At 37.6% G+C, this 16,192-nt stretch carries 20 protein-coding genes; all 20 read right to left on the reverse strand.

What is annotated here, in order from left to right:
• Positions 1–7: 7 nt before the first annotated feature.
• The 20 genes from flhB to fliF all read right to left on the reverse strand — a co-directional run bounded on the left by flhB (position 8) and on the right by fliF (position 16,096).
• The gene (gene flhB, locus VK91_RS05750; RefSeq protein WP_048391594.1) at positions 8–1,096 is read right to left on the reverse strand and encodes a flagellar biosynthesis protein FlhB; all 1,089 of its coding nucleotides are present in this window, start codon (positions 1,094–1,096) and stop codon (positions 8–10) included.
• Position 1,097: 1 nt separating this feature from the next.
• Positions 1,098–1,871: a flagellar biosynthetic protein FliR gene (gene fliR / locus VK91_RS05755; protein ID WP_048391595.1), complete on the reverse strand. Its 774-nt coding sequence runs from the start codon at positions 1,869–1,871 to the stop codon at positions 1,098–1,100.
• A gap of 4 nt (positions 1,872–1,875) precedes the next feature.
• Positions 1,876–2,145: a flagellar biosynthesis protein FliQ gene (gene fliQ, locus VK91_RS05760; RefSeq protein ID WP_004269285.1), complete on the reverse strand. Its 270-nt coding sequence runs from the start codon at positions 2,143–2,145 to the stop codon at positions 1,876–1,878.
• A gap of 13 nt (positions 2,146–2,158) precedes the next feature.
• Positions 2,159–2,824: a flagellar type III secretion system pore protein FliP gene (gene fliP / locus VK91_RS05765; RefSeq protein ID WP_048391597.1), complete on the reverse strand. Its 666-nt coding sequence runs from the start codon at positions 2,822–2,824 to the stop codon at positions 2,159–2,161.
• Positions 2,821–3,504: a flagellar biosynthetic protein FliO gene (locus VK91_RS05770; RefSeq protein WP_009371154.1), complete on the reverse strand. Its 684-nt coding sequence runs from the start codon at positions 3,502–3,504 to the stop codon at positions 2,821–2,823. The genes fliP and VK91_RS05770 overlap by 4 nt, the downstream gene beginning before the upstream one ends.
• 4 nt (positions 3,505–3,508) lie before the next feature.
• The gene (locus VK91_RS05775; RefSeq protein WP_004269288.1) at positions 3,509–3,871 is read right to left on the reverse strand and encodes a response regulator; all 363 of its coding nucleotides are present in this window, start codon (positions 3,869–3,871) and stop codon (positions 3,509–3,511) included.
• Positions 3,872–3,892: 21 nt separating this feature from the next.
• Positions 3,893–5,116: a flagellar motor switch phosphatase FliY gene (gene fliY / locus VK91_RS05780; protein ID WP_048391599.1), complete on the reverse strand. Its 1,224-nt coding sequence runs from the start codon at positions 5,114–5,116 to the stop codon at positions 3,893–3,895.
• The gene (gene fliM / locus VK91_RS05785) at positions 5,109–6,104 is read right to left on the reverse strand and encodes a flagellar motor switch protein FliM (RefSeq protein WP_004269290.1); all 996 of its coding nucleotides are present in this window, start codon (positions 6,102–6,104) and stop codon (positions 5,109–5,111) included. The genes fliY and fliM overlap by 8 nt, the downstream gene beginning before the upstream one ends.
• Positions 6,105–6,135: 31 nt before the next feature.
• On the reverse strand, positions 6,136–6,564 hold the full coding sequence (gene fliL, locus VK91_RS05790) for a flagellar basal body-associated protein FliL (protein WP_004269291.1): 429 nt from the start codon (positions 6,562–6,564) through the stop codon (positions 6,136–6,138).
• Positions 6,554–6,775: a flagellar FlbD family protein gene (locus tag VK91_RS05795; protein WP_048391601.1), complete on the reverse strand. Its 222-nt coding sequence runs from the start codon at positions 6,773–6,775 to the stop codon at positions 6,554–6,556. The genes fliL and VK91_RS05795 overlap by 11 nt, the downstream gene beginning before the upstream one ends.
• A 93-nt stretch (positions 6,776–6,868) precedes the next feature.
• Complete coding sequence (flgG, locus tag VK91_RS05800) at positions 6,869–7,837, reverse strand: flagellar basal body rod protein FlgG (RefSeq protein WP_048391603.1); 969 nt, start codon at positions 7,835–7,837, stop codon at positions 6,869–6,871.
• An 86-nt stretch (positions 7,838–7,923) separates the two neighbouring features.
• Complete coding sequence (locus tag VK91_RS05805) at positions 7,924–8,292, reverse strand: TIGR02530 family flagellar biosynthesis protein (RefSeq protein ID WP_048391604.1); 369 nt, start codon at positions 8,290–8,292, stop codon at positions 7,924–7,926.
• A 15-nt stretch (positions 8,293–8,307) separates the two neighbouring features.
• The gene (flgD, locus tag VK91_RS05810; RefSeq protein ID WP_048391606.1) at positions 8,308–9,000 is read right to left on the reverse strand and encodes a flagellar hook assembly protein FlgD; all 693 of its coding nucleotides are present in this window, start codon (positions 8,998–9,000) and stop codon (positions 8,308–8,310) included.
• 2 nt (positions 9,001–9,002) lie between these two features.
• On the reverse strand, positions 9,003–10,271 hold the full coding sequence (locus tag VK91_RS05815; RefSeq protein WP_048391608.1) for a flagellar hook-length control protein FliK: 1,269 nt from the start codon (positions 10,269–10,271) through the stop codon (positions 9,003–9,005).
• Between the two features lie 25 nt (positions 10,272–10,296).
• Entirely contained in the window at positions 10,297–10,905 is a 609-nt protein-coding gene (locus tag VK91_RS05820; protein WP_048391611.1) for a MotE family protein, read from the reverse strand.
• A gap of 4 nt (positions 10,906–10,909) precedes the next feature.
• Positions 10,910–11,359 (reverse strand): flagellar export protein FliJ, encoded by a 450-nt coding sequence (gene fliJ / locus VK91_RS05825; protein ID WP_048391613.1) that lies wholly within the window; start codon positions 11,357–11,359, stop codon positions 10,910–10,912.
• Positions 11,360–12,685: a flagellar protein export ATPase FliI gene (fliI, locus tag VK91_RS05830; RefSeq protein WP_048391695.1), complete on the reverse strand. Its 1,326-nt coding sequence runs from the start codon at positions 12,683–12,685 to the stop codon at positions 11,360–11,362.
• Positions 12,686–12,690: 5 nt separating this feature from the next.
• Positions 12,691–13,479, reverse strand: a complete 789-nt coding sequence (gene fliH, locus VK91_RS05835) for a flagellar assembly protein FliH (protein ID WP_048391615.1) — start codon at positions 13,477–13,479, stop codon at positions 12,691–12,693.
• A complete protein-coding gene (gene fliG, locus VK91_RS05840) occupies positions 13,472–14,485 on the reverse strand; it encodes a flagellar motor switch protein FliG (protein WP_008180783.1) in 1,014 nt (337 codons plus the stop codon). Before fliG ends, fliH begins: the two co-directional genes overlap by 8 nt.
• 15 nt (positions 14,486–14,500) lie before the next feature.
• On the reverse strand, positions 14,501–16,096 hold the full coding sequence (fliF, locus tag VK91_RS05845; RefSeq protein WP_048391617.1) for a flagellar basal-body MS-ring/collar protein FliF: 1,596 nt from the start codon (positions 16,094–16,096) through the stop codon (positions 14,501–14,503).
• Between the last annotated feature and the right edge of the window lie 96 nt (positions 16,097–16,192).

A 16,192-nucleotide genomic window follows, 5' to 3' on the forward strand; every position in this document is an offset into this window, starting at 1 on the left:
AAAAGCCTTAAATTTTTCGCTTAATACGGTAAACATAAGCGAGTATCTCTGCTACTGCTTTGAAAAATTCTTCTGGTACCTGATCGCCTATTTCTACCTGGTCATACATAGCTCGTGCTAAAGGTCGATTTTCAACCATTATTACATCATGTTCTTTGGCGATCAGTTTAATTTTTTGAGCAATAAAGTCTGTCCCCTTCGCAATAACACGAGGAGCATCCATACTGTCCTCATTATATTTGAGGGCAATTGCATAGTGAGTAGGGTTGGTAATAACTACATCCGCACTCGGAACCTCTGACATCATACGTCTCATCGCCATCTCACGTTGGCGTTGTTTGATTTTTGATTTGATTAGGGGGTCACCCTCACTATTTTTATATTCATCTTTAATATCTTGCTTAGACATTTTAAGATTTTTTTCATACTCATGTTTTTGATACATCCAGTCTAAAACGGATACACAAAGTAATACTAAAGAAGCTGCTATACCCATAATACCAACAAGCTTCCCTACCGTAATGAGCGTCATCCATGGACTTTTAAACGATAACGCCAAAACTTCTGGTAAATTTGACCAAATAATAATTGTTGTAACACTTCCGATAAAACCAATCTTTAAAACAGACTTTATTAACTCCACAATGGCTTTGACAGAAAATATCTTTTTTAACCCTTTAATAGGGTCCATCTTTTTCAAATCAAACTTCATTGGCTCTAACGTAAAAAGAAAACCAAATTGCAAAAAGTTACCTGCAAGTGCTCCGACAAATGCAATTGCCATAATGGGCACAATGATAAAAGCCATTTGAATCAAAGTTTCTGTAAATAGGTGCATCACACTATCAATAGTCAGTGATTCGATGCGTATGTTATGAATAAAGGTTTGCCTGAAAAAAGCTAATAGCTCGTCACGCAAAGAGCCTGCAAAGAAAAACAAAAAGATAAATACCATTAACATTACAATGGCACTAGAAATATCTTGACTCTTGACAACTTGCCCTTTTTTCCGAGCATCCTGTCGTTTCTTAGGGGTTGCCTTTTCTGTTTTTTCACCCGCAAAAAATTGTAGCTCTAAATTCAGTAGTAGTCTCATATTATCCACCACCTAAAATGGCCATTAAATCACGCATCCCATAAATCATAATCGTAATAAGCTTTTGAATAACTTGAATCATAACGGCCATCATTGTAAATAATACTAAAAAACTAACACCAATTTTAATAGGAAAACCGACAACAAATATGTTTAATTGCGGTACTGTTTTTGCAGTGATCCCTAAAGCTAAATCGACCAAGAATAAGGTCGCTACAACAGGAGCAGCCATCTGGAATGCTATGGCAAAAACTGCTGTGAAAGTTGTGATAATAAATTGAGGAAAGTTTTCATTCATAAAACTAGGGAATTGATCCATCGGGAAAAATTGATAGCTGTAGTAGATTCCATTAAGAATCATATGATGGCCATCAATCGCTAACAATAAAAGCAGTGCTAGCATATTAAAAAACTGACCGATTAATGGACTTTGAGCACCTGTTTGCGGGTCAATTATATTAGCAATGGCAAAACCCATTTGAAAATCGATAAAGCTTCCTGCAATTTGAATTGCGGACATGATGATATAGCCCATTAGACCGAGTAATAGTCCAACTAGTGCTTCTTTCACCACTAATAATATGTAATCATCATTGAATGCAAATGGCTCAACATCAATTGTATAGTACATCATCCAAGCTAAAACCAGTGCGAGAGTAATTTTGACTTGAGGTGGAATGGTTCTATAGGAAAAAAAAGGAACCGTAGCAAAAAAGGCTGAGACACGTACAAGCACTAATAAGAAAACCGTTAAATGAGGAATTAATTCATTCATGTACTCACCCTATATAACGCGTTAAATTCTCGAATATGTCTCTCGCATAGCTTGTAACTTGAGATAGCATCCAAGGGCCAAAGAATACGATGGCCACTAAGACAGCAATAATTTTTGGTACAAATGCTAACGTTTGCTCTTGTATCGAAGTTGTGGCTTGAAAGATACTTACCGCTAAACCCGAGATTAAAGCAACTAATAGTAGCGGACCGCTTGTTAGAAGGATAATCATTATAGCACGCTCTGCAATGGAAATAACCAACTCACCTGTCATACTGTATCATCCCCTAAAAACTTTGTAGTAACGATTTCATAACGAGATACCAGCCATCAACCAGTACAAATAATAATATTTTAAATGGCAATGAAATCATTACTGGCGGTAACATCATCATCCCCATCGACATTAATGTACTTGCAACAATCATATCGATCACTAGGAATGGAATAAAAATCATAAAACCAATTTGAAATGCTGTTTTAATTTCGCTTAAAGCAAAGGCAGGTACAAGCATAGTCAGTGGGATTTCCTCCACTGATGCTGGTTTTTCTGCTTGATTATATGTTAAAAATAAATCAAGATCTTTTTGCCTAGTATGCTTACTCATAAACTCTTTAAATGGCACACTAGCACGGTCATAGGCTTCTTCTATACCAATTTCTTCAGCAAACAATGGTTGTAATGCCTCTTTATTGACCTCTTGAAAGGTTGGTGCCATGATAAAAAATGTTAAAAATAGTGCCAGCCCAATGATCACTTGATTTGGTGGCATTTGCTGTGTTGCCAATGCTGTACGCACAAATGATAAGACTATGACTATACGAGCAAAGGATGTCATTAAAATTAAAATACTTGGTGCAAGTGATAAAACTGTTAGTAACAGTAAGAGCTTTACAGATGTAGAGACATTCGTTGGATCGCTGTTGGAAAAAATATTGATTAAATCATTCATTTACCATCCTTCTCCTTCTGCTTCCATCTCTCTATCTCATCACTACGCTCCTGTTTTATTTCTGATAGCTTTTTTTCGAATAGATTGCCAAATGAATCCTGCTTTTGCTGCTCATTTTGCACCTTCGCGCTATCTTTTCTCTTAAACTTAGAAAATACTTCTGCAATATACGGTGATGTTGCTGCAAATTCTTGTCTTTCGTTATATAGGGCTAAAAGAGCTTCAACTTCTTCAGGATCTGTAATTTCTCGTAAAAGCTGAACGTCTTCTCCGACCCCAACTAAATACAATGTTTTACCTACCTGTAAAAGCTGAACTGACTTTTGTGCACCTAACGATAAACCGCCTAAATTTTGTACCATTTGATTACGTTGGAAGTTTAAATTTCGTTTATTTAAAAACTTCATCAATCCATAAAATAAAGCTACAACAAAAATAAGCGCCAAAACCATTTTTATGTATTCCCATGCAGATATATCTCCAGCTGCTGTTACAGTTGTTTCTTGTTTAGCAGCTGGATCAGTTGTATCTCCATTACAAGCTTCTGGGTCTTTAATGCAATCCGTGACACTATTTGTATCAGCGTCTGCATAGACAGAAGTCGGTGTCGGGTACAAAAACAGGAAGGATACAAGAAATGCGAAAATCATCGTTAAACGAAATGATTTTAACATTTTCATGCAATCATCCTAGCGCTTTTTGAATCGCTTCAATTACACGATCTGCTTGGAAAGGTTTTACGATAAAGTCTTTCGCACCAGCTTGAATCGCATCGATTACCATTGCTTGTTGCCCCATTGCTGAACACATGATTACAGTTGCACTTGGATCTGTTCCCTTAATTGCTTTAAGAGCTGCAATACCGTCCATCTCTGGCATTGTGATATCCATTGTTACTAAATCTGGTTTTAGTTCATTGTACTTTTCGACAGCTTGTAAACCATCTGCTGCCTCTCCAACAACTTCAAATCCATTTTTTGATAAAATATCCTTGATCATCATGCGCATAAATGCAGCGTCGTCTACAATCAAAATTCTTTTAGACATGGTTAACTCCTCCAATTGAAACTATCTTAAATTATTTAAACGCTCTGCTTGACTTAAAACATCTGTAATACGGACACCAAAGTTTTCGTCAATAACAACGACTTCCCCTTTAGCAATTAAACGACTATTGACTAAAATATCAACCGGTTCTCCCGCTAATTTATCCAGTTCAATAATTGAACCACTTGATAGTTCTAAAATCTCTTTAACAGAACGTTTCGTACGTCCTAACTCTACAGTAACTTGCAATGGAATATCAAGTAGCATATTTAAATTTCTAGCTTCAGATTGAGAGATTACATTTGTATCGAAGCTAGCAAACTGCGCTTGTTGCACATTTACAGGTTGTGCAGGTCTTGCTGGTTGTGCAAATTGTTGTGGCTCCTGATAAATCGGTTGCTGCATCGGTGCTGACTGCTGTTGATAAACTGGTTGTTCAGATGGTGGTGCTACAGGTATTTGCTGTTGAACAGGCGGTGGTGTAACTGGTGGAGCCTCAGGTGCAATAGTTGCTGCCACAGGTTCCTCAAACACTCCTGTTTCACCTAATAATGATTTTACAATATTTTGACTAAATTTAAGCGGTAATAATTGCATTAAATTCGAATCAATTAAATTACCAATTCTTAATCTAAATGAAACTTTCACCAGCAAATCGTCTTCTGGGATATTTTCTCGACCTTCATCTTGCGAGATGTTCATTAAATCAATTGTCGGTGGAGAAATATCTACTTTTTTGTTGAAGACCGTCGACATAGATGTAGCAGCTGAGCCCATCATTTGATTCATAGCCTCTTGAACAGCACTTAGCTGAATTTCACCTAAGTCTGGCTTCGGATTTAATCCATCGCCACCTAACATTAAATCTGCGATAATTGCTGCATCAGATTGTTTAATAACAAGTAAATTCATACCTGTCAAACCAATTGTATATTCAACTTGTACAGCTACATATGGATGAGGAAATTCCTCTTCTAATTTATTACGATTAATCATCGAAATACTTGGAGTTGTAATATCTACTTTTTGACCCAATAACGCTGAAAGAGCTGTGGCAGAGCTACCAAAGGATATATTGCCTACCTCTCCTAATGCATCTTGTGCAAACGAATCAAGGTAATCCTCCACTCGTATCTCATTTATTTCTTCATTTGTTGAAGCATCAGTGTCGTTGTTTTTATCTCCCAACGTCTCGCCCCTTAATAGCGCTTCAATTTCTTCTTGGGAGAGCATTTCATCACTCATCTTCGTCTCCTCCTTTCAAAGGGTCGATAATCTGGATTGCTAATTTTTTGCCCTTTTTACCTGGTTGAACAGTGAACTTCGGCAATGTACCTACTTTTAGTAGTAATGGCGCTTCAATTTTTTGATCTAACTGTATGACATCCCCAACTTGCATTGTTAGGAAATCTTCAATAGTGATGTCCGTTAATCCTAATTCAACTGAGAGTGGTAATTGGGCTTGTTTCACACGTGTTTCAAGCATTTTTGTTTGCTCTGGTGACATCTCTTTCGTATTGGTTTGCATCCAATAGCGAACCGAAAGATTTGGAACAATTGGCTCCAATACAACATGCGGAATACAAATATTAATCATCCCACTTGTCTCACCAATTATCGTATTTAATGAAATTACGACAACCGTTTCATTAGGTGAAATCATTTGTAAAAATTGGGGATTTACTTCAAGTTCCACTAATATAGGATCAATTTCCGCAACATTTTCCCATGCTTCGCGTAAATTGTCGAATGAGCGTTCAAAAAGGTTTGTCATAATTTTTGTTTCTATTTCCGTTAGATTATCTACATTACTATGACTTGCCCCACTACCGCCCATTAGGCGATCTAACATCGAATAGGCAATATTCGGATTAATTTCCATCAATATATTACCATCTAATGGTGGCACTTCAAATACATTAATGAGTGTCATATTTGGAATGGAACGAACAAACTCTTCAAATGGTATTTGGTCTACTGATGCAACCGTAATTTGTACATAGCTTCTAAGCTGTGCAGAGAAAAAGGTTGTCAATAGTCGTGCGAAATTTTCATGTATTCGGGTCAAACTTCGGATTTGATCTTTTGAGAATCGAAGTGCTCGTTTAAAATCATAAACTTTAACCTTACGTCCCTCGTCCTCTTTTTTTATGTCATCCGCTGACATTTCCCCTGTCGATATAGCGGAAAGCAGCGCATCTATCTCGGATTGAGATAACACATCTCCTGCCATTTGCCCACCTCCAATTCAAGCAGTTTCTGTTTTATTGAGTAATGAAGGAGGTAAAATATACTTCCTGGACTTCTCCCTCTTGCATCAACTCATTTAATCTTGTTTTTAATGATTTTTGGAAAATTTGTTTCCCTTGCTTACCTTCTAAGTCCTTTTGCTCCATTTCAGAAAGCTCTTGAATGGCGATATTTTGCACTTGGAAAACGCGCTTTGTTAATTCTGCAGCAGCATCTTTGCTTGTCGTTTGAATTTTCAATGACAAGCGAACAACTCTTTTATCTGCAAGATTTGTCGTGATCTCTGGTATCTCCACTGTTGCCTCTACAATCTCATCAATGGACGGCTCAACAGCTCCTGTGGGCTTATTAAATTGCGTAAGCAATACAAACAAAATAACCCCAATCAGAATGACTGCTACTAGTAAAATAATAATCATTGTTAGCATTTTATTATTCTTCATCTTCTTCACCTCGTAGATGCGGGTTGGATAGTATTTGTATATTGTTATAAAAGGCAGTTACCTTTTGTCGCACCTCATCTTCACTCTCTAAAACAATTAATTTTGTTCCAGTTGTTAATGTAATAGTCGTATCTGGAAATGATTCGACTGTTTCTATGTATAAAGCATTTAATGTAAATGCTTTGCCATTTAGACGTGTTAGTTCAATCATGAATTAGGGCCGGGTCTAGCATGAGAGCCGGCCCGACCCTCCCTCATATGAAAATATGTTTGTTAAAACGTCCGTTTTGAAAGGACTATTTTATTATCGTTTTAAGTTTACTAGTTCTTGTAACACTTCATCTGAAGTTGTAATAATACGTGTGTTCGCTTGGAAACCACGCTGTGCAACGATCATCTCTGTAAACTCTTCTGATAAATCAACATTTGACATCTCTACTGTCCCAGGTACTACTTTACCCATACCTGCAACAGTGGCTACTTGTGCATAAGCAGCTCCTGAGTTAGCTGTTTGTTGGTAATAGTTTCCTCCTACCTTAGCTAAACCCCCAGCATTCGGGAATTTTGCCATAATCAGCTGTCCTGCCCATTTACGATTACCGTTTAGGTCAACATATTCAATCGTACCATTTGGTCCTATGCTAATCTCTTTAGCAGTCGTTGGGATACGTATCGGACCTACATCTCCAGCATCAGGGGCTAATACACCATCATCGTCAAATAAATTTGCACCTTCATCACCTGAAGCAATTGGTGCATCCTCTGGATTGATACCATCATCATCAGCTTCCATTACAATTTCATCTCCAGCAGATACACCTACTAGATATTTACCATCAGCATTAACTAAATAGCCATTGCTATCCATATAAAACACACCATTACGTGTAAATAGGGTATTGTTGAAGCCCTCTTCATCAATAAAGCCACTATCTGGGTCTGGAGCTCCATTTGCATCGGCGACCATGAAGAAACCATCTCCTTCAATCCCTAAGTCAAGTCCACGGCCAGTCCCTTGTAATGAGCCACCACCATGTATTGTATCAATAGCTGCTAATTGGGCACCTAAACCAACTTGTTGTGGATTCACTCCTCCTCGTGTAGCTGTTGCTGCGGATGCACCTGCCTGCGTTTGAGACATTAAATCTTTAAAATTAACACGGCCTTTTTTAAAGCCAATTGTATTAACATTCGCTATATTATTACCAATTACATCCAGCTTTGTTTGGAAGTTTTTAAGACCTGAAATACCTGCATACATAGAACGTAACATATGTTTTCGTTCTCCCTTCGTTTTATATAGGGTGAGCCTCTATCAGTCAGCTCACCAAGGCTTCCTTACGTAAGAAGGTCCAGCCTTCAAAGCACAATTGTGCCATCAATATTAGTAAATAACTGTTGCTTTGCTTCCGTGCGATCCATTGCTGTAATAACCGTAGCGTTTTTAGCACTGATAATTAAAGCAGCTTGATCCATCAAGACTAATGGTTGTTTGACACCTTTTGAGTGTGCTTCAAATACCTTATCCGATACAACCTGCCATTCTTGTTCAGAGATATCAATTTTTCTCTCCATGATACGTTCATGTGCATGTTTGCTCACTTTTAGCTCTTGTCTAGACGCTTCCTGTAAATGAGCTTTAAACGATTGTTGTGTATTGATTGGCTTAGGCTGTACTGTGCGAATAGATGGATGCAAGGGTACACGATGAATTGAAAACTTATCCATCACTATTCTCCACCTTTATTCACTAATAACTGTAAAATCTTTATCTGTTAGCTTTTTATCATTGTCTAGTACGTAATTAATGACCCCATCTTTATTAGAAACAGAAACAATTCGTCCTGTTAGCTCTTGGTCACCGTCTTTATACGTTACATTCTTTCCAATTAATTGGCTAGCCTGCACTAACGGAGATTCTTGTACATTATTATTGCCATTTGAACTAGGATTGCCAGCTCCACTTAAAATTCCAGATATATTACCAGGTGAAATTTCTTTTCCATCTACTAATTTGAAAACAACACTACCATCTACAAATTTAAGTGATTCAATTACACCACTTCCTTCATTTACCACAGGATTTCCTTTTTCATCTTTTTCTTCTGTTATTTCATGCCATTTGACTTCCTTGCCAATAAAGGTTGCATAGTTCATCATTTGTGATTGTTGCTGTGATGACAATAATGATTCTATTGCCTTTGTCATATTTTGCATTTGTTCCAAAGAAGAAAACTGCGCCATTTGAGAAATAAACTCCCTGTCGTCCATTGGATTTGTAGGATCCTGATGCTGTAATTGTGTAATCAACAATTGTAAAAAGGCGTCTTTACCGAGCTCACTATTTCCTGTTTGCTTCGTTGGCTTTCTATAATTTGAGTAATAAAGATCATCTGTTATGGATGTATTTGTCACTTTTGTTGTAGTATCTGCCATTGTTACACCTCCTCACTTATTAAATAGTCACTAAAGGACATTCCTTCATCTTCATCATCACTTTTTTGATCCTGTTCTTCGTCCTGTTGTTGTTTAAAGAAATTATTGAAGAAGCTTTGCTCACGTTGTTGACGATCGGCATCTTGTAATGATTGTGCAATATCAAGGCGATCTACTTGTATATTTTGCTGAGCAAATGCCTGTTTTAGCTGGTGTGCTTGACTATCAAGCAATTCACGTCCATGAGCTGTAGAAGCCAGCAAACGGGCTGTAAGGACACCATCATTTTGTACAAGTTCAATACGAACCGTCCCTAGATTTTCTGGATACAATTTTATGGTTAAACGTGTAATACCTTGAGCATTCGAAATCTGTGCTCGATTGATAATGGCTTGCATTTCTTTTAGTAAAGCTTCTGATTGAGCAGGCTTAGCCGTTGGTAACGTTACATGGAATGTGTCTGGTTTCGTTTGTACAGTTTGTGGCGTAAGCATATCATTTGTATTTGTATCACTTTGTTTCGTTACTTGGACTTGCTGAACAACTTGCTGGAAGCCTAGTAATGGCAATGTAACAGTTGTTTTTGTTGTTACCTGCAAAGTTCCTACCTGCGTTTGTAATGACGTTAATAGGCTCTTCACAGTCGTTAGCAGGTCTTCTTGGGATGCTGTTAAGTCTGTCTTTTGCCCTACTAATTGCGCTAATTTCAACACTTGAAGAAGTTGTGATGCCTCTTTTGGTGTCACTTGACCTTCGCCTTGTAAAGCAGTGCTTATATTCGCCTGTAGTACCGGCGCTTGGGCATCTACTAATGTTAAAAGCTCCCAAACATCACTTGCTTCCTTTTCTTCTCCTAGTAACTGTTGGACGATTTTTTGAAGCTGCTCTTCATCAATCCCTAATGCATTTAATATATTTTCTAAATGAAGCATTTCATCCAGTGCCACTGCCTTACCGTCTTCTCCAAATTGAAGCATTAATAAGCCATCATCGTGAGAAATCCCCAGTAAATCTAGTACTTCCTCCATTGAGTCAGCATTTAATAACGCTTGTAAATCCGCAAGTTCATTTGATGAAGTCGTTTTTGATGATTGAGTTGTTTCATTTGAAGAAGTTAATACTTGCCCAAAAACAGAACCAAAATTTGATAAATTTTCTTTCTTCGGTGTGCTGCCTATTTTTCCTTCAGCGTTTCCAACTGTTGTTGATTTTGTTGCTGCAGTTTTAGTAGGTACTGTTTTATTAATCATTTGCATCATTGCTACATCCACTATTTTTCACCTCCTTTCAATTATCCTACTGTTTAGCCATAAGCTCCGTATATTTTGCTGCATCTTTTGCATCCATTTTTTCTAAAATAGCTGCTAATTTATCTGGCTTTAAATTCGTTAAAATCCGCAGTGCTTCTGTATCACTCATATTGATTAACACAGGTGCCGCAGCTTTCGGCGACATCTTATCAAATGTTGATAAAATATCGTTAAAGTCACGCTTCACATCATCTTGTTCACGATTTAGTTTTTCAATTTCAAATTGAAGCTGTTCCTTTTCTGTCAGCAGCTTCTCTTTTTCAGTTATTGTTGAATCTAATTTTTTTTGAAGCTGGGTAATCTCTGCTTCTTTTTCTTGTACCTCTGCCTGTAAACTCACTATTTTAGAGTCATTATTAACGACAGCATCCTTTGCTTGTTGTTCTTCTGAGGGAATAAAAGGTAAACTACCAATTGCCTTTTTTCCTAAATCAAAGACATTTGTATTCATTAAAGTTGCCACAACAAGCAAAACCGCTACTACAAACATAATCGGCAGTACAATCCAAGTAAAAAACTTAAGAAAGCTCCCAGATTTTTTCTTTGGTTGCTCTTCTACTAACTCTGTTGCTAATCGATTGTCTTTCTTTGCCATGAAATCACCTGATTTCTTTCTTGTTATACGTTTGTAATGAAATTTCATCTAAAAAAAGGCTTTCTATACGATCTTGCTCTTGTTGGAAATGCTTAAAATCCTTTTCTCTCATTTTTTCAAATTTACGTACTTCCAAGTTTTTTTCTAATAGTTTTTCTTCGTGCCAATTCATCTTTGCACGAGCTTGTATCACTTTCTGTTGTACATCTGCAATTGTTTTTTCGAGACTATCAATGAAACGACTATAATGATGGATTTCATCTATGGAAGAACCAACCATTAAACGCTCCTGCTGAAATGCAATTAAATCTTCTTTCTTTTTTAGCAAGTCATATAATTTCGTTGCTATTTCTTCAAAAGAACGGACAGATTCCTTATAAGCCATTTCGGTTTCGTTTTTTTCTTGTTCGCGAATGGTTAACACTTTTTCAAAACGATACACATAACTGACCATCTATTTCGCACCACCGTTCGATAATGTTATTAACTCATTGACACTTTGTTCTAGTGTCACTTTATCTAAGTAACCCTGTTTAAGATAAGCAGTAATGAGCGGTTCATATTGAATTGCTTCATCAATTTCTTTAGAGGTTCCTCTTTTATAAGCACCAATATTGATCAAATCCTCTGATTTGTCGTAAGTATAATAGAGTTCTCTTAATCGTTCAGCAGCTTTCTTATGAGTTGGCTCTGCAACATGATTCATCAAACGACTCACACTTTTCAAGACATTTATGGCTGGATATTGCCCCTTGTTGGCAAGATTTCGATCCAATACAATATGACCATCTAATATCCCTCGCACAGTATCCGCGATGGGTTCATTCATATCGTCACCATCTACTAAAACAGTATAAAATGCTGTTATAGAACCCTTTTCATTGGTGCCTGTACGTTCTAGTAATTTAGGCAATATCGCAAAAACAGAAGGCGTATAACCTTTTTGTGCTGGTGGTTCTCCTGTGGCAAGTCCAATTTCACGTTGTGCCATAGCCACACGTGTCACGGAATCCATCATCAGCATGACATTTAAGCCTCGATTTCTAAAATATTCGGCGATTGCTGTAGCTGTAAATGCCCCTTTAATCCGCATTAATGCTGGCTGATCAGATGTGGCTGCAACAACAATCGATCGACTTAAGCCCTCAGCACCCAAATCACGTTCGATGAATTCCCGAACCTCACGACCACGCTCACCTATTAGCGCGATGACATTCAAATCTGCTTGTGTATTTCTTGCGATCATACCAAGTAAAGTACTTTTACCTACCCCAGAACCCGCGAAAATACCAACACGTTGTCCATTTCCAACTGTTAGCATACCGTCAATAGCCTTGACTCCCACTTCAAGCCTTTCATTAATTGGTGGACGAGTTAGTGGGTTTGGTGGATCTTGTTCTGTAGGGACTGTCATGAGACCTTTAGGTAATAGAGTGCCATCAATTGGATTCCCCATAGAATCCAATACTTTGCCGATTAACTCAGGACCCACTTTTACTTCCAGTGGAGCTCCTGTTCCTTCAACAAGGCAGCCAATAGATATTTCACGTAAGGAGGTAAAAGGCATCAAGACGACTATTTCATCTTTAAAACCAACGACCTCTGCTAAAATAATCTGGTGACCATGATTTACAGTTTCCACATGAATTTTACAGACATCACCTATAGAACTATCTGGACCTTGCGACTCAATCATTAAGCCAACAACTCTAGTAACCCTACCGAACTTTTTAAAAGTTGGGATATGCGGAATTTGTTCAATTAATTGAGCCGCTTTCATCAAGATCATTCCTTACTCTCTAATATTTCATGTAACTTTAATCTGAGTGCATTTAATTGCTCATCGATGCTAACCATAATTCTTCCATGATTTGTTTCAATATAGCAATCTGTCTCATTATCCAAATCTTCATTAACAAAAATCATTAATGGTACGTCTATTGGGAACATTTCTGCTAATTCATCTCGGTTGGTCGTAATTAAAGCATAATAAGCTGGCGAAACATAAATTTTAATTTCCTTCATTTCTCTAGCTTCTTTCAGCCCTCTACGCACAATCGATACAAATAGTTCGTTATCCTGTTCTAACGAAGTACCAATAATTCTTTCTGCAGCAGTTAAACCTAACTCTAAAATTACCGCTTCTTGATCTTCAATATATTTTTGAGCATTTTCTTTCGCTAACATCATTATTTCATTCGCTGTTTGAAGTGACTGAGCCATTGCTTCAGTGGCCTTATTCACGCCATCTTCATAGCCTTGTCCAAATCCCTCATCATAAGCTTCTTGAACACGATTGGGTCTCTCTTCCTCCCAATTTAGCTTTAAATGTTCAATCTCTTGATAGTGCCTATGCTTTTCCTGTTCAAACATCTCTCGTTCAGCTTGCAAAGCAGTTCTTGCTTCAGTAAGTAAACGATCTCGCTCTGCCACGACTTCATCCAACGTTAATTGATGCTGAGGAGGTCCTTCTTCTTGGTATTCTTCCATCGCTTCAAACATATCACGGATTTGTATTTCTTTGACATTATCGCTATCAGACTTAGTGTAAATAGAACGGATGATTCTAGACAATGACGTCATCTCCTCCACCACGAGCAATAATAATCTCTCCAGCATCCTCTAGACGACGAATAACAGCAACAATTCGAGATTGTGCCTCCTCTACGTCACGTAAACGTACAGGTCCCATAATTTCCATTTCTTCTTTAAATGTTTCAGCCATACGTTGTGACATATTGCGGAATATAATATCTTTTACCTCTTCACTTGATACCTTCATTGAAAGCAGTAAGTCTTCGTTTTCACAATCACGAATAACACGCTGAATGGAACGATTGTCGAGTGTAACAATATCCTCGAACACAAACATACGTTTTTTGATTTCCTCTGCAAGTTCTGGGTCTTGTATTTCCAGTGCATCGAGTATTGTTTTTTCTGTTTGTCGATCTACTCCATTTAAAACTTCAACGACTGCATCAATACCACCAGTTTCTGTATAATCCTGCGTAACGGTTGATGATAATTTACGTTCTAACACAGATTCAATTTCGCTAATCACTTCTGGTGAAGTCGATTCCATGACCGCTATACGTTTAGCAATGTCAGCTTGTACTTCCTGTGGTAAAGAAGATAAAATAACCCCCGCTTGCCCTGCCTCTAAATAAGAGAGGATTAGGGCAATTGTTTGAGGATGTTCATTTTGGATAAAGTTAAAAATTTGCGCTGGGTCAGCTCTTCTAGCAAAATCAAACGGGCGTACTTGTAATGAAGATGTTAGTCGATTGATGATTGTTTGTGCTTGTTCTACGCCAAGTGCTTTTTCTAATACTGTTTTTGCATAGCCAATACCACCTTGTGTGATATAGTCCTGCGCGAGTGCAATATTGTGAAATTCTTCAATAATCTCTTCTTTTACATTTGATTCTACTTTTTTAACACTTGAAATTTCTAATGTTAAACGTTCAATTTCTTCCTCTGTTAAGTGCTTATAGACAGAAGCTGAAACTTCAGGCCCTAATGAAATTAACAAGAGAGCGGCCTTTTGTTTTCCGGTTAATTCTTTATCTTTCTTGGACACAGCCGAACCTCCTAGTTAGTCTTCAGCAATCCAACTACGCAGTAACTTTGCAAAATCGTCTGGCTTTTCTTTGGCCATTTTTTCTAGCTGCTTACGACGCATTGTAGCTTCCGTTTCAATTTCTTCATTAATATCATCAACCATTAATTCTTCTTGTTCTTCTAGGATACTTAACTCTTCCTCTTCCTTCGCACGTTTACGTGAACGGATAATGAAGAATGCTAGTAATAAGATAACAGCTAACAAGATACCTCCGATAACCCAAACCCACCATGGAATGATTGGTTTTTCATCAGCTACCTCTGTTGCCTTACCGTATAATGGTTGTACAGATACCGCCACTTTTTCATCGATCTGCTCTTGAGTAAGTTCTGCTGCTACGTCTTTGGAAATTGTTGTACGTACAATTGTACTTAAAATTTTCTCAATATCTTCTCGAACACCGTCCGGTAATGACGCTGCGTCAGTTGCTGTCGGTGGTTCAACAATTACTTGAATCCCAATATCCTGAATTTTATAAGGAGCTTCTTGAATATCCTTACGTATACGGTTCACATCATTATTAATCGTTTCTTCCGTACGTTCGTAATCACCATTTCCTGCTGTACCTTCATTATAAGTTGTGAAGTTATCAGTAGTTGTTTCAGCTTCAGGTGTTCCAGCAGCGGCAGCTGCTCCTGTACCAGAATATTGCTCTGTAATTCGCTGAGCACTTATGGCAATACCTTCCATATTTTCTTCATCAACAGGTGTCACAAGATTTTCTTCACGATTTTCTTTCTTGAAATCAATATCCGTTGTGACAGAAACCATTACTTTATCTTGTCCCATCAACGTTCCAAGCATATTTTGTACTTGACGTTGTAGATCTCGTTCTACCAATTTCTTCATTTGTAATTGGCCTTCAGCTGTTGTTGTGGAAGTACCATCAGCTGTTGCTGCATTCAGATCAAAGTACTCTGAAAATTGGTTAGAGATCACTATATTTTCAGTCTTTAAATTCGGAATACTTTTTGACACTAAATTGTACATTGTAGTTATTTGCTGTTCCGTAAATTTATAGCCAGGATCAGTATTTAAAACGATAGATGCTGTTGCCTCTCCTTGAACATCCGTTACGAATACACCTTCCTCAGGAACAGTAATCATAACTTTTGCATCTTTTACACCTTCCAGATTTTTGAAAAGTTTAGCAATTTCAGTTTCAGTAGCTGCTTTTTTTAATAGGTTAAATTCATTATCAGTCATACCAAATCCTGAACTATTAGCAAATGAGTAATCGATTGATCCTGTTTGTGGATATCCCTCTGAAGCTAATTGCACTAATAAGGAGTCAACTTGCTCTTCTGGCACTAAAATAGATGTTCCACCTGGAGCAATTTGATAGGTCACACCTTGGGAATCTAGCGCTTCCTTTACCTGTCCAATTTCCCGTGTTGATAGATCTTTATAAAGTGGAACATATGTAGTTTTGGAAGCAAAAAATGTCACGATTGCTGCTAGTGCGATTACACCTACCACGGAGCCAATCATAACTATTTTTTGCTTTTTACTTCGACTTGTCCAAAATTGACTGGTGTCGTTTTTTATTTTTGTCAATCGTTCATTCATTATGAATCCTCCGGTTATAGTGAATAACCTAGCCATCAATAATTTGCGAACATAATGAGCCACTCTGATTTGTGGTTGTTAATTTATATTGAAAAG

It is taken from the genome of Lysinibacillus sp. LK3, from assembly GCF_001043675.1.
GTDB classification, from domain to species: Bacteria; Bacillota; Bacilli; order Bacillales_A; family Planococcaceae; genus Lysinibacillus; species Lysinibacillus capsici.